This window comes from Chryseobacterium sp. KMC2 (assembly GCF_016756935.1).
Taxonomy (GTDB): domain Bacteria; phylum Bacteroidota; class Bacteroidia; order Flavobacteriales; family Weeksellaceae; genus Chryseobacterium; species Chryseobacterium rhizosphaerae.
In genome coordinates this window covers 279,957-293,655 of sequence record NZ_JAESIT010000002.1, presented here as the reverse complement: position 1 = coordinate 293,655, position 13,699 = coordinate 279,957, and the positions used below count along the sequence as shown (strand labels likewise).

The window sequence follows — 13,699 nt, the reverse complement described above, 5'->3', positions numbered from 1 at the left end:
TTATTTTATGAATTTTATATTTTCCTCACTCCCTTCCTTCAAATAAATGGCGGTAAAGACAAGTGGTTTTTCTGCTGAAGCATTATCAAAATGGAGGATCTTCACATTTTTAGGTTCATAAAAAGCATCTCCTTCATGAAGTATCACTTTCTGTTGTCCTTCTATCTGAAAAACAGCCTCTCCTGAATTGATTATTCCTAAAACGGGACAGGGATGCAGATGCTCAGGAGCTCCTTGTCCTGCAGCCATTGTTATTTCTTGAATCTCTGTGGATTTAATTTGCTGATCAATAGCCGTTTTTAACAATTCTTTTCTGGAAATTGTCTTCTGCTGGGCTGTCATGACAACAGAATTCAGTATCAAAATAACGATTATAAATGGCTTCATAAATTTGAGATTTAATTAGACTCCTTTTTACTTAAATCAGCATATATATTACAAACTCACATTCAGTTTTCCCTGTCCAAATGTACCGGTACTTTCAAAAAAAGACCCCCCATACACATACCAGTCAAGGCTTTCTAAAAATTCAACAGCATTTTCCGGACTTATTTGAGGACGGTCTTTTTTAGAAACAATCCCCTTGTACCATCTTTCAGATTGGGGAGCATTTTCAAATTCAATACAATAATGGATCCATATCCTCTGGCAAAGTTTACATTGCTGAACAGATACCTCAGCATTTCTTCCGTCTGTATGATCAATTCCTAATGCTGAGCTTCTATATTCTGTATAATTGGAAGTTGGCTTCTCGCAGGCACATCCTAATTTTTGGATTTTATTCATGAATGAAAAATGGGTTTTCAGATAAAATTTATAATTCCAAAAGTAAGAAATTAACAACCCATAAAGCAAATGCTGTCATTAACGTTTTACCAAATCCAGTAAAACCTTTTCATATTTATCTAAAATAATATTTTTTGAAAACCTGGATTTAATTGAGTTTCGTATAGCATCCCGATTATAATTACTCTGCATAACTCTTATAATCTGCTGTGCAAAGTTTTCATAGTTTTCTATATTAGATATTTCTCCATTCACATTATGCTGAATGATTTCGTTGATTCCTCCGGGGCAGTTATTTGCTAAAGAATAGGTTCCGCAAGCTCCTGCTTCCAATAAAACATTCGGAAAGCCTTCATATCGTGACGAAAGAATAAATAAATCTGCATATTTTAAAAACTGGTAGGGATTTTCCTGCCTGCCATGAAAAATTACATTTTTTAGTCCCAAAAACTCTTTCATCTGAAGCAAGACTTCTTTATCTTTTCCATCTCCTAAAATATGAAGCAGAATATGTTCATTTTTAAGCCTTGAAAAAACTTTCAAAAGGTTATCAAAGCCTTTTCTTGCTGATAAATTACCTATAGCCACTACATTTTTATAATTGTATTTAAAGCATTCAGGTTTAAGGGAAACAGATAATTTATCATCAATAAAATCGAAATCAACTGGATTATTTATTTTGACAATTTTCTTCTTTTTGATATTAAAATTATCCACCAGATCTTTCATCATATCATCGCTTTGGGCAATGATTCTCTGATAATTATTGTAAAAATTATAGAAAAATTTTATTTCTTTTCTCGTAACATGCTGAGTGACAACATTCGTTTCCCTGGCAATGAATTTCGTCCTTGGAAAAAGCTTGATAAATAATGCTAAGTAAGCATTGACTTCCCCAAAACCGGAAAAAACAATATCGGGTTTTCTCCTGTAAATTTCTCCCAAAATAGGTTTCAGTGAATGTCTGATCCTCTCCGTATTAATATCGATGATTTCAACATCTTTTTTTAGAAAATTAAGATACCCGCCTTTCTTACGCAACAGCAAAATCTTCGGCTCAAACCGATCTCTGGAAAGATGATTCGCTATGGTGGTAACAATTCTTTCTGCGCCCCCGGTTTCTAGATCCGGCAGAATAAATATGACTGATATTTTTTTCATCAGTTAAAGTTACTAAAAAGTTTCATTATGTGTCAAATATTGGAGTACTGAAGATTTTCTATCCCTAAAAAACCACCGCTACATCAGTCATGCGAATAAGGTAAAACAATCTCAGCTAAAAAAGATTTAGATGTTGGAAAAATGCAAAGACGCAAAGGTATTTTGAATGGCTACTGCTTTAAGACGCAAGGATTTTATCTCCGATAAAATTGAATGTGTAAAATTATCCCACTAATTATGCAGATGTTTGAAAGAGTTTTGATATTTTTTTATGCTACGAATGCACTACTTATTTTATTATGCATACAATCTATGCGTTTATGTTGTTTTAAAAATAATTTTCAAAGAAAAATCCAGTACCAGGAATTGAATCTAATTTAGAATTAATTTCTGGATGGCCTAATAACCAATTCTCTAAATCAGAATTATTTTTCATGCTATCATGTACAGGAATGGTTATATAAAGAACATTATTATGTATATTATTTCTTAAGTATAATACTAAAAACCGTTTATCTACATTTTTTGGCCCCTTAGAAAAAGGTAACTCTCCATCACACCTACCTTTATACTCTTTATCACCTACTTTAAATGTATACAGATAATAATAGCCTGTCCCCCTTCCATATTCTTTAATTCCATATATTTTACCAATGGCATACTCTCCGGTTTTCCTATAATTTCCCTTGAAATCCTGCCGTGTAAAATAATCATAAGTGAATACACATATTATGAGAAAAAATAAAATTATAGTATAGTTTTTCTTTAAAAATTGCATTCAGTATAGTTTGTTAGCTTTCTCTAAATTACAATAAAAAAGCTCTTTAGTTGAAGAGCTTTTTTATTTTTTTATACATCAATCCTTAGTTGGCAACATCACTGATAAATTTAATTCTCAGCATTCTCACTTCTTCATCAGAAAGTTCATCTCCAAATTCATCCAACAGCACCTTCATGCTGTCACTTTCAGAATCAGTCATGAATTCCATAAAGCCATCAACGATATCTTCATCAAAATTATCTTCAATATAGTAGTCAATATTCAATTTTGTTCCCTGATATACGATACTTTCCATTTCTTTCAGTAATTCGTTCATGGAAAGATTTTTTGCTCTTGCAATATCTTCAAGGTCAATTTTCTTATCGGTACTCTGGATAATAAATACTTTATGGCTCGATTTATTGGCGACCTGTTTCAGGACCATATCCTGGGTACGTTCAATATTATGGTCTTCTACATAAGTTTTGATAAAGTCGGCAAACTCTTTACCATATTTTTTGGCTTTTCCTTCTCCTACCCCATAGATCTTGGCTATTTCTTCTAACGAGATAGGATACTGAACAGTCATATCCTCTAAACTGGGATCCATAAATACTGTATAAGGAGGAATCCCGTATTTTTTAGCTACTTTTTTTCTCAGCTCTTTTAATTGGCCAAACAGGTTTTGATCCAGTCCACCACCGGCTTGCTGCTGGATCTGATCACTCTCAGCTTTTGTTTGGCTAAGGTCAAATTCTCTGTCTTCTGCAATCAAAAATACATCTTTGGTTTTGCCAGCCAGAACATCTCTGCCTTTAGCCCCCATCTTTAAAACCCCGTAGGTTTCAATATCTTTCTGTAAAAAATTCTGAACAGTAGCCTGTCTCAGAATTGTCTTCCAATAATTATCTTTTTCTTCTTTTCCGAAACCGAAATGTGAGCTTTGCTCCAGTTTGTAAGATTTTGTAACCGCCGTTTCTTTTCCTACTATTACAGAAATCAGATCTTTAGCTTTAAACTTCTCACCGGTATCACTGATCAGGGCCAGTACTCTTTCCAAATCATCAGTGGCATCTTTTAATTTTGGAGGATTCGAAGAGTTGTCACACATCTTCGCTCCATCTCCGTTCACAGGATCAAAACTTTCTCCAAAATAATAAAGGATATATTGTCTTCTGCTCATTGAAGTTTCGGCATAGCCTACCACTTCATTCAAAAGCTGTAAACCAATCTCCCTTTCGGAAACCGGTTTTTGTGCCAGAAATTTCTCCAGTTTTTCAATATCTTTTGGATCATAGAATGCCAGACAATGTCCTTCACCCCCATCTCTTCCTGCTCTTCCTGTTTCCTGATAATAGCTTTCCAGTGACTTTGGAAAATCATAGTGAATCACGAAACGTACATCCGGTTTATCTATTCCCATCCCAAAGGCAATGGTAGCCACAATGACATCCACATCTTCCATCAGGAATTTATCCTGATTGGCAACCCTTATTTTCTGGTCAAGACCGGCATGATAAGGAAGTGCATTGATACCGTTAACTTGTAAGAGCTGGGCAAATTCTTCTACTTTTCTTCTGCTCAGACAGTATACAATTCCGGATTTCCCTTTGTGTTGGTTGATAAATTTTACGATTTCCCTATCTACATTGACTTTTGGACATACCTCATAATATAAATTAGGACGGTTAAAACTTTCCTTAAAGACCAAAGCATTGGTCATTCCTAATGTTTTTTGGATATCATCCTGAACTTTAGGAGTGGCAGTAGCTGTCAGTGCAATGACAGATACATCTGCGATCTTATCAATAATCTGTTTAAGATTTCTGTATTCAGGCCTGAAGTCATGCCCCCATTCTGAAATACAGTGCGCTTCGTCAATAGCAAAGAAAGAAATTTTCACTTCTTTCAAAAACTCCAGGTAATCTTCTTTGATCAATGATTCCGGAGCAACATACAAAAGTTTGGTTTTTCCGCTTTTAATATCGTCAAAAACCTGTTTTGTCTGTGTTTTGTTTAATGATGAATTCAATACATGGGCTACTCCATCTTCCGAGGAAAGGCCGTTCACTGCATCTACCTGATTCTTCATTAACGCGATCAGGGGCGAAACGACTATTGCCGTGCCTTCGGAAATAAGTGCCGGAAGCTGATAACATAATGATTTTCCACCACCTGTAGGCATTAAAACAAATATATCCTTCCCTTCCAATAGGTTTTCTATGATTTGCTCCTGCTGACCCTTAAATGTAGAAAACCCAAAATACTTTTTCAATTCGCCTGATAAATTGGCTTTTTTTGCGCTCATCTAATTTTCTATTGCTAAATTTGCATATAACCCAAAGTTATAAAATTTTTGCTTAAAATAAAAGCGAACGAATTTATAAAAATAAAATTTATATTAAATATTCTTTTTAAAATATAACATTTTTTAGGAACTTTTTTGTATACCATATCATCGTAAAATGGATAGAACCAACATTATATCAATAGCTAAAAGTACTTTAGAAATAGAGATTTCGGAACTTGAAAAATTAAAAAACAGAATTGATGACCAATTTGCCGAGGCAGTGGAAATTATTCATGCCGCAAAAGGGAAACTTATTGTAGTGGGAATAGGAAAATCTGCTCATGTAGGAAATAAAATTGTGGCTACCTTAAATTCTACAGGTACACCATCACAATTCCTTCATGCATCAGAAGCTATTCATGGAGATTTGGGTGTTATTCAGAAGCAGGATGTCGTTTTATGTATTTCCAATTCCGGTAACTCTCCTGAAATTGCCAATCTGGTTCCTTATTTAAAAGACTATTCTTCCGCTTTGATCGGGATGACAGGTAACAAAAAAAGTAAACTTGCCGAATTTTCTGAAATTGTACTGGATACCCATGTTGATGTTGAAGCCTGCCCGAATAAGCTGGCTCCTACAAGCTCTACAACCATCCAAATGGCTTTGGGAGATGCCCTGGCTGTTGCTTTAATGGAACTGAATGATTTCAAAGCCAATGATTTTGCCAAATTCCATCCGGGAGGCAGTTTAGGAAAAAATCTTACATCGAGAGTGGAGCAGTTTCTTTCTTCACAAAAACCTCAGGTTACAGAAGATGCCACCATAAGAGATGTTATCATTTCTATCAGTGGATCCAGCCATGGAATTACGGTAGTTACCAATGAAGAGCAAATCATAGGAGTTGTTACGGATGGAGATTTGAGAAGAATGTTGCTGAAAGGTGAAGATATCAGTAAGGTTTTGGCTAAAGACATTATGTCTGCCCATCCGAAAACCATTGAAAAAGAAGCTCTTGCCAAACAGGCAATGAAGGTATTGAAAGAAAACAACATAGGTCAGCTTATTGTCACTGAAAACGGAAAGTACTTCGGAATCATTGATCTTCATAAGCTGCTGGATGAAGGCATCAATTAAGCGATTTATATGGAAGACTTTCTGAAAAAACACATACAGGAGATTATCAATCTCACGGATGATGAGTTTGAAATGGTAGCCTCACTTTTCAGAAAACAGAAATTCAGAAAAAGGCAGTTTTTAATACAGGAAAATCAACCTGTAAAAGACATATACCTGATTGAAAAAGGATTTCTTAAAAGCAGCTTCATAGACAGCACAGGCAAAGAACATATTCTTCAGTTTGCAGCACCCAATTGGTGGATTTCAGATTTTGCAGCTTTTTTTAAGCAGGATCTATCCTCAGTAGCTGTTGACTGTATTGAAAATGCTGAAGTTTACTGTATATCCTATGAAGACTTAGATCTTCTTTGTACAAAAATCCCAAAGACGGAACATTTTTTCCGGGTAAAATCCAATTTTGGATATATCGCTTTACAACAGAGAATTCTTTCTCTAATGAGCAAGTCTGCCAAAGAGCGTTATGAAGATTTTTTGCAGCAGTATCCGGGATTTATTGACCATATTCCCAAGCAGCTTATTGCAAGCTACCTGGGAGTTTCAAGAGAAACATTAAGCAGACTATATTCTTAAGATGTGACGTGGGTCACATCTTTTTTTTGAGCTATGTCATAGTGATAACGATGTTAAATTCTTCATCTTTGTTTTATAATTTTAATCTAAAAAACAATGAAAAAGAAAGTATTAATTGTCGTAACAAGTGTAGAAAAATACCCTGATATGGATAGAGCAACCGGTTTGTGGCTGGGTGAAGCGGTCCATTTTTATGAAAAATTACTTGAAAAAGGATATGATATTGATTTTGTAAGCCCACGAGGAGGGTATACTCCACTGGATCCTATTTCATTACAGATGTTTGTGCAACCTGCGGAATGGAAATTTTATGCAGATGAAGTTTTCAGACAGAAACTGGCCACTACTTTAAAACCGGAAGAGATCAACCCGGAAGAGTACAGTGTCATTTACTATACCGGAGGACATGGAGTTGTTTGGGATTTTCCGGAGAATGAAACATTACAGCAGATAGCTCAAAAAATTTATGAAAATGGAGGCATAGTTTCATCAGTATGTCATGGTGCTGTAGGTCTTTTTAACATTAAACTTTCCAACGGAGAACTTTTAATTAACGGAAAAACTCTCACAGGCTTTTCGAATTCAGAAGAAATAGCCTCTGAACTGGCTGATCATATGCCTTACCTTACAGAAGATGTTTTAAAAACCAAAGGAGCCCATTATGTAAAAGCTGATCAGGATTTTGTTTCCTTTGCGGTATCTGACGGAAAACTGGTAACAGGACAGAATCCTCAATCCGGAGGTGCCGTAGCCGAAAAGGTATTGGAAATACTTGAAAAATAAGCAATTCAGTAAGAATAAAACAGATAAAAACAGACTATACCTGAAATAAAAATAAGGTTAGGTCTGTTTTTTTATGGATAAAACCTGCTTCTTCAAGCATTCATCTCACTTCCTTACCTAAAATATCAAGCCAATACCGTAAATATATATGTACAATATTGAACAAAATCATGATCAATAAATTCTAAATACTGATTATTATTTCATAATTTCGCAGACTTAAACGGCATATCCGGACAGGTGAACCGTTTGGATAGATTTTACTATATGGACAATAATAAAGACATGTCCTTTCTGGGGCATATTGGAGAATTAAGAGGACACCTGATCCGTTCAATTATTGCTATCGTAATTGCTGCTTTTGCAGTTGGTTTCAATATCAATTGGATTATGGACCATATCTTTTTTGGGCCAACAAGAAATGACTTTCCTACCTTCAGAGTGGTGAACCACTTTTCAAGAATGCTTTTAGGTGAAGACAGTATTCATCTTCCCAAAGATTTCCCTGTGCGTGTACAGAGACTTTATCAACAGTTTAATGTGATGATGGCTGTTTCTGTTTTTGGAGGCATGGTAGCCGCATTTCCTTATATTGTTTGGGAATTATGGCGCTTTATAGGTCCTGCTTTACATCCAAAAGAGAGAAAAAATTCCATTTATATCATCAATGCAGTCTGGATTCTCTTTATGACAGGAATTCTTTGTGGATATTTTTTAATTCTTCCTTTTGCAGTCAACTTTGGGGTTATATTTAAAATTTCGGATATTATTGTTCCCCTTTATGACCTGAGTGATTATACAACCTTATTTTTGCAGGTAATTTTGGGAATGGGTATTATCTTTCTTTTCCCTATCCTTATTTACTTCCTTACCAGTATTGGTATTCTGACTCCGGTATTTATGAAAACCTACCGACGTCATGCTATTGTTTTGATTATGGTAGTGGCTGCAATCATTACCCCTGCAGATGTTTTAAGTATGCTTATGGCTGCTTTCCCACTGCTTATTTTATACGAATTCAGTATCGTCATGTGTACTTTCACTTATAAAAAGGTGCAGAAAAATAACGGAAATCTTCCGGTCGTTCAGAAATAAATAACGATTATACTGTATGATAAAAAAGGTGCTGGTTTTAATAATTAAAACCAGCACCTTTTTTATCATACACACAAGTCCAATTATTAATTTTCTTAAAATAAAGTTATTTATATTAAAAAATCAATAAAATTACCATTTAATCAATTTTTATTTCATTCAATGGAGTGAATAATATGAAATAGCATTAAAAACCGAAATATTCGTAATAAATTAATTAATTTTACAAAAAACATCTAATTTATTAAATATTATGAAAAAGAAAATTATTTTCGTTTTTGCGTTGGCTATTGGCTTAACAAGTCTGCAAGCACAACGGTGGGAGCCGGTATCCGAGAAGGTCACTCCGATCAGGAAGGAAGTGAATATCATCCACGCTTACAAAGTTGACCTTACATCACTTCGTGAACTTTTGAAAAATGCTCCTGAGGCAGGAAAGGGAGCTAATCCTGTAATTATCTCTCTTCCTACTACCGAGGGAAAGATCGAAAGATTCTCTGTGTACAGTTCGCCAGTGGTTGAAAAGTCAATGGCTGAAAGGTATCAACTTGGAGCTTATTCCGGGGTTGGTGTAGACAATCCCAATAAACAGATCAGATTCAGTACAGCTCCTAATGATTTTCAATCTATGCTTTTTGACACTAAGACAGGACAATATGAATTTATAGAGCCTGTAAACAAAGAAAAAGATATCTATGGAGTCTTTTTCAAATCTGACAAAGCACAGGGAAACAGTGTTTTTGAATGTAAAGCATCCGAGCCTGAAAGCTCAAAAAAGGAAATGAAAAAACTGTTACAGTCAAAAAAAGGATTAAACGGAGCAGGGATTAATAAGAGTAACGATCAAAAATATCGAACTTACAGAATTGCTGTTTCCGTTAATGGTGAATATACTCAGCTGGCAGGAGGAGTTCCTGGTGCAGCAGCCCGCATCAACGCTACAATCAACAGGGTAAATGGCGTTTATGAAAAAGACTTGGGAATTCATTTAATTGTACAGGACCTTCCACAACTTATTTTTACAGATCCGGCTACAGATCCTTATTCAGATGTGGCAAATATGGGTAACTGGAATCTGGAAGCCCAGCGAACGTTTACCAACACCGCAGGTGTAGGTAATAATGCATATGATGTGGGGCATTTTTTCGGGCATAGAGGTGGTGGTGGATCTGCCGGTGATATCGGAAACGTCTGCAGAAACCCAAGCAACAACAATGACGCAACTTCTAAAGGAGCAGGAATTACTTCTCCCGCAGTAAATGATCAACCATTTGGGGACACTTTCGATATCGACTATGTAGCTCATGAGCTAGGACACCAGTTTGGAGGACGTCACACCATGTCTGTCGTTCATGGTCAAACAGATATCCCAATAGAACCGGGGTCAGGATCTACTATCATGGGATATGCAGGAATTACCCAGGCTAATGTGCAAATGCATTCTGATGCCTATTTTCATACGATTAACATTGAGCAGATACAAGCCTATGTAAACAGTAAAAACTGTGATATCAATATCCCGGTAGTCAATACTCCACCGGTAATACAACCATCACCTGATAAAGCAATCCCCAAAGGTACCGCTTTTGTACTGACAGCAAGTGCTGCCGATGCCCAAAATGACCCTATGACCTATACATGGGAGCAATATGATATTTCAGCCACTAAGTTTAATAACCTGGATGCCACCCGAACCAGTGGGGCTAACTTCAGATCAGTAACTCCTACCGCATCCCCAACACGTTATTTTCCTAAGCTTTCAACAGTTCTTAATGGAACACTTACTACGGTACAGGATTGGGAACTTCTACCCAATGTTCCCAGACAGCTAAAGTTCAAAGTAACCGTAAGAGACAATAATCCTGATATTACCCAGCAGCAAACCCAGAGCAGTCTGGTAAAATTAAATGTAGGAAATGAGGGACCATTTAAAGTAACTTCTGCTACAGTTTATAATAATCTACCGGGGGCTGTTACCTGGGATGTTGTCAATACAAATAATGCTCCATATAGTGTACAAAACGTCAAAATAGACTATACAACAGACAATGGAAATACATGGACCGTTATCACCCCATCTACTCCCAATGATGGAGCTGAACCTTTTTCATTCTCTTCACTGTCTGCCGGATCCAATGTAAAAATCAGAGTAAGTGCCATTGACAATGTTTTTTACGCTATTGGCAGTGCTAGCGTTTCTGCATCCGCAGAAAACTGCTCTTCAGCCACACCAACAGGAATTGTGGTCTCAGGAATCACAAGAAGTTCTGCCAGTATAAACTGGGCTGCATTGCAGGGCGCTACTTATTCACTAATGTATAGAAAAACAGGAACTGCCACATGGACTACCGTTCCTGTAACAACAAATTCTTATACCATCTCCGGATTAAATGAAGGTACTCAGTATGAAATTCAAATAGCGAATGTTTGTGGATCTACCACTGGAAGCTATTCCACATCTACTAACTTTACTACCCTTCCGTTTACCTTGTGTTCTGCAACCGGAACAAATTCTTCTGATGAATTTATTTCCAACGTCACGGTAACTCCTACAGGAATGAGCCCTATTTCCAATACCAGCACTGCTTCACCTTATACCAATTATGCTACTGATCTTACAAAACTGATTACCCTTACCAAAGGATCTTCCGGTAATACCATCAGTGTACAAAAACAATGGTCTAGTGCCCAGTATAATGAAGGGGTAAGTGCATGGATTGATTTTAACAGAGACGGAATTTTTTCTGATTCTGAAATCATCTTCACAAGTGCTCCTAGTAAAATCACTCCTGTTTCAGGAACCTTCTCGGTACCTGCAGATGCCTATGTCGGCAGTAATATCATAATGAGAGTTGTGCTTGCCTATAATACACAACCTACCAACGGATGTAGCAGCCAACAATATGGTGAAATTGAAGATTATCCTGTACAAATTCAAGCAGAAAACCTTGCTACCAAAGAGATAACAAAAGATAACAACTCAATACAGATTTATCCTAATCCAGCTAGCGATGTATTAAACGTGACTAAAGTTTCGGCTAAGGCTCAATATACCATCACCAATATGGCCGGACAAATTGTAATGAACGGACAGATTACAGACAATAAAATTTCGGTATCCAAATTGATCACCGGAGCTTATGTGATTTCAATTGAGGATCAGGGAACTACTTCAAACCTGAAATTCATCAAAAAATAAAAAATAATATTTTTCAAACCATGCCCGGCAATCAATAAGCCGGGCTTTTTTGTGTCTGAATGATTGATCTTCTTTTAATATTGCACATTTTTACCTTTTCACAATTTTGCTGTTAATTAAATTTTCTATTTTTGAAAAGATTATTAATAAAGTTTAAAAATGAAGAAGTTATCATATACGCTTTTATTTGCTTCAGGATTGGTTTTCGGACAATTCTTTGAAAAAGGTCAGGTTTATACCAAACAGGATACGTTAAAGGGTTCGGACACTCAATTCCGAAATTTTTGGGATGTCAAGAAATATGACCTTTCCGTAGAGCCTGATTTTGATCAGAAAAGTATCAAAGGAAATAATAAGATCAGTTTTGAAATCATAAAAGATGTGACCAATCCTGTATTTCAAATTGATCTGCAGCAACCTATGAAAGCTGATAAAGTGGAAGGAAACTTCTCTATTAAAAGTTATAAGCAGGAGGGCGACTTTATTTTTATTACCGCTAATAAAAAGTTTAAAAAAGGAGAAAAATACAGTATTGATGTTACCTATTCCGGGAATCCTGTAATTGCTAAAAAAGCTCCCTGGGATGGCGGCTGGGTTTTTGCTAAAGACAAAAATGGTCATCCATGGATGACCGCTGCTGACGAAGGAATTGGAGCTTCAATCTGGCTTCCTACCAAAGATATATGGAGTGATGAGCCCGACAATGGTATTACCATGAAAATCCTCACCCCTAACGATCTTGTAGGGGTTGGGAACGGAAGGCTGATAGACAAAAAGACCAAAGGCAATACAACCACTTACACCTGGGAGGTAAAAAATCCGATCAACGCCTATTCTATCATTCCCAGTATAGGAAAGTATGTCAACTTCAAAGATAGTTTTGATGGTGAAAAAGGAAAACTGGATCTGGATTACTGGGTACTTGACTATAATTTAGATAAAGCCAAAAAACAGTTTCAACAGGTAAAACCTATGCTTTCAGCATTCGAATATTGGTTTGGCCCATATCCATTTTATGAAGACTCTTATAAATTGGTAGAATCCCCTCACCTGGGTATGGAACATCAAAGTAATGTAGCCTACGGAAATCAATACCAGAATGGTTATCTGGGCAGGGATCTTTCAGGGACAGGAGTCGGTCTGAACTGGGATTTCATTATCATTCATGAAAGTGGTCACGAGTGGTTCGCCAATAATATTACAGCAAAAGATCAGGCTGACATGTGGATCCACGAAAGTTTCACTAACTATTCTGAAACTCTTTTCACTGAAAAATTTATGGACAAAAAATCTGCAGAGATATATGTTCAGGGGATCAGAAATAATATTAACAATGATATACCTATTATCGGCCACTACGGGGTAAGAAATGAAGGCAGTGGTGACATGTATCCTAAAGGAGCCAATATGCTTCATACGATGAGACAAGTGATCAATAATGACGAAAAATTCAGACAGATTTTAAGGGGGCTCAATAAAGATTTTTATCATCAGACCGTTACCACCAAACAGATTGAAGATTATCTGTCATCAAAATCCGGAATTGATTTTTCCACTGTTTTTGATCAATATCTGAGAACGGTAAAAATCCCTACTCTTGAGTATTCTCAGAATGGCCAGACGTTGAAATTCCGATATACAGATGTGGTTAAAAATCTGAAACTCCCAATCAGAATTGACGGAGAGCAGACGATTACTCCAACGGAAGACTGGCAGACGGTAACGCTTACAAAAAATACTCCTGTTGAGTTTAACAAGAACTATTATATCAATTATAAAAATGTTCAGTAAATAATAAAAAAGGCAAATTTGCAAACCAGCAAATTTGCCTTTTTATTTTTTAACCCTTTGGAATTAATTTTAAGAAAAGTTTAATACCCTATTACGTAACAAAATGGTAAAAACAACAACTATTTA

The 13,699-nt window shown here is 36.1% G+C and carries 11 protein-coding genes; 6 read left to right on the top strand and 5 right to left on the bottom strand.

The features are described 5' to 3' along the window. From JML65_RS03815 to recQ, 5 genes are all read right to left on the bottom strand, one after another. Positions 1–387 carry a cupin domain-containing protein gene (locus tag JML65_RS03815; RefSeq protein ID WP_081989087.1) on the bottom strand — a complete coding sequence of 129 codons (387 nt, stop codon included), beginning with the start codon at positions 385–387 and terminating at the stop codon, positions 1–3. Between the two features lie 48 nt (positions 388–435). Beyond that, entirely contained in the window at positions 436–786 is a 351-nt protein-coding gene (locus JML65_RS03810; protein ID WP_202269957.1) for a hypothetical protein, read from the bottom strand. Between the two features lie 78 nt (positions 787–864). Beyond that, positions 865–1,947, bottom strand: a complete 1,083-nt coding sequence (locus JML65_RS03805; protein ID WP_047491153.1) for a glycosyltransferase — start codon at positions 1,945–1,947, stop codon at positions 865–867. A gap of 328 nt (positions 1,948–2,275) precedes the next feature. Beyond that, the gene (locus tag JML65_RS03800) at positions 2,276–2,725 is read right to left on the bottom strand and encodes a hypothetical protein (RefSeq protein ID WP_202269956.1); all 450 of its coding nucleotides are present in this window, start codon (positions 2,723–2,725) and stop codon (positions 2,276–2,278) included. Between the two features lie 85 nt (positions 2,726–2,810). Further along, positions 2,811–5,015 (bottom strand): DNA helicase RecQ, encoded by a 2,205-nt coding sequence (gene recQ, locus JML65_RS03795; protein WP_047491159.1) that lies wholly within the window; start codon positions 5,013–5,015, stop codon positions 2,811–2,813. A gap of 157 nt (positions 5,016–5,172) precedes the next feature. Between recQ and JML65_RS03790 the strand changes: the two genes are divergently transcribed. From JML65_RS03790 to JML65_RS03765, 6 genes are all read left to right on the top strand, one after another. After that, positions 5,173–6,132: an SIS domain-containing protein gene (locus tag JML65_RS03790; RefSeq protein ID WP_047491165.1), complete on the top strand. Its 960-nt coding sequence runs from the start codon at positions 5,173–5,175 to the stop codon at positions 6,130–6,132. A 9-nt stretch (positions 6,133–6,141) separates the two neighbouring features. Further along, on the top strand, positions 6,142–6,705 hold the full coding sequence (locus JML65_RS03785) for a Crp/Fnr family transcriptional regulator (RefSeq protein WP_047491166.1): 564 nt from the start codon (positions 6,142–6,144) through the stop codon (positions 6,703–6,705). A 96-nt stretch (positions 6,706–6,801) separates the two neighbouring features. Next, complete coding sequence (locus JML65_RS03780) at positions 6,802–7,488, top strand: type 1 glutamine amidotransferase domain-containing protein (RefSeq protein WP_202269955.1); 687 nt, start codon at positions 6,802–6,804, stop codon at positions 7,486–7,488. 267 nt (positions 7,489–7,755) lie between these two features. Continuing rightward, complete coding sequence (gene tatC / locus JML65_RS03775) at positions 7,756–8,583, top strand: twin-arginine translocase subunit TatC (RefSeq protein ID WP_047491171.1); 828 nt, start codon at positions 7,756–7,758, stop codon at positions 8,581–8,583. A gap of 253 nt (positions 8,584–8,836) precedes the next feature. Continuing rightward, entirely contained in the window at positions 8,837–11,782 is a 2,946-nt protein-coding gene (locus tag JML65_RS03770) for a reprolysin-like metallopeptidase (RefSeq protein ID WP_202269954.1), read from the top strand. A gap of 159 nt (positions 11,783–11,941) precedes the next feature. Further along, positions 11,942–13,573, top strand: a complete 1,632-nt coding sequence (locus tag JML65_RS03765; protein WP_047491174.1) for a M1 family metallopeptidase — start codon at positions 11,942–11,944, stop codon at positions 13,571–13,573. Positions 13,574–13,699 lie beyond the last annotated feature (126 nt).

Bases quoted from the DNA above. Each gene is read 5' to 3' on its own strand.
- JML65_RS03790 (WP_047491165.1), top strand. From the start codon at position 5,173: ATGGATAGAACCAACATTATATCAATAGCTAAAAGTACTTTAGAAATA.
- JML65_RS03780 (WP_202269955.1), top strand. From the start codon at position 6,802: ATGAAAAAGAAAGTATTAATTGTCGTAACAAGTGTAGAAAAATACCCT.
- tatC (WP_047491171.1), top strand. From the start codon at position 7,756: ATGGACAATAATAAAGACATGTCCTTTCTGGGGCATATTGGAGAATTA.
- JML65_RS03785 (WP_047491166.1), top strand. From the start codon at position 6,142: ATGGAAGACTTTCTGAAAAAACACATACAGGAGATTATCAATCTCACG.
- JML65_RS03765 (WP_047491174.1), top strand. From the start codon at position 11,942: ATGAAGAAGTTATCATATACGCTTTTATTTGCTTCAGGATTGGTTTTC.
- JML65_RS03815 (WP_081989087.1), bottom strand. From the start codon at position 387: ATGAAGCCATTTATAATCGTTATTTTGATACTGAATTCTGTTGTCATG.
- recQ (WP_047491159.1), bottom strand. From the start codon at position 5,015: ATGAGCGCAAAAAAAGCCAATTTATCAGGCGAATTGAAAAAGTATTTT.
- JML65_RS03810 (WP_202269957.1), bottom strand. From the start codon at position 786: ATGAATAAAATCCAAAAATTAGGATGTGCCTGCGAGAAGCCAACTTCC.
- JML65_RS03805 (WP_047491153.1), bottom strand. From the start codon at position 1,947: ATGAAAAAAATATCAGTCATATTTATTCTGCCGGATCTAGAAACCGGG.
- JML65_RS03770 (WP_202269954.1), top strand. From the start codon at position 8,837: ATGAAAAAGAAAATTATTTTCGTTTTTGCGTTGGCTATTGGCTTAACA.
- JML65_RS03800 (WP_202269956.1), bottom strand. From the start codon at position 2,725: ATGCAATTTTTAAAGAAAAACTATACTATAATTTTATTTTTTCTCATA.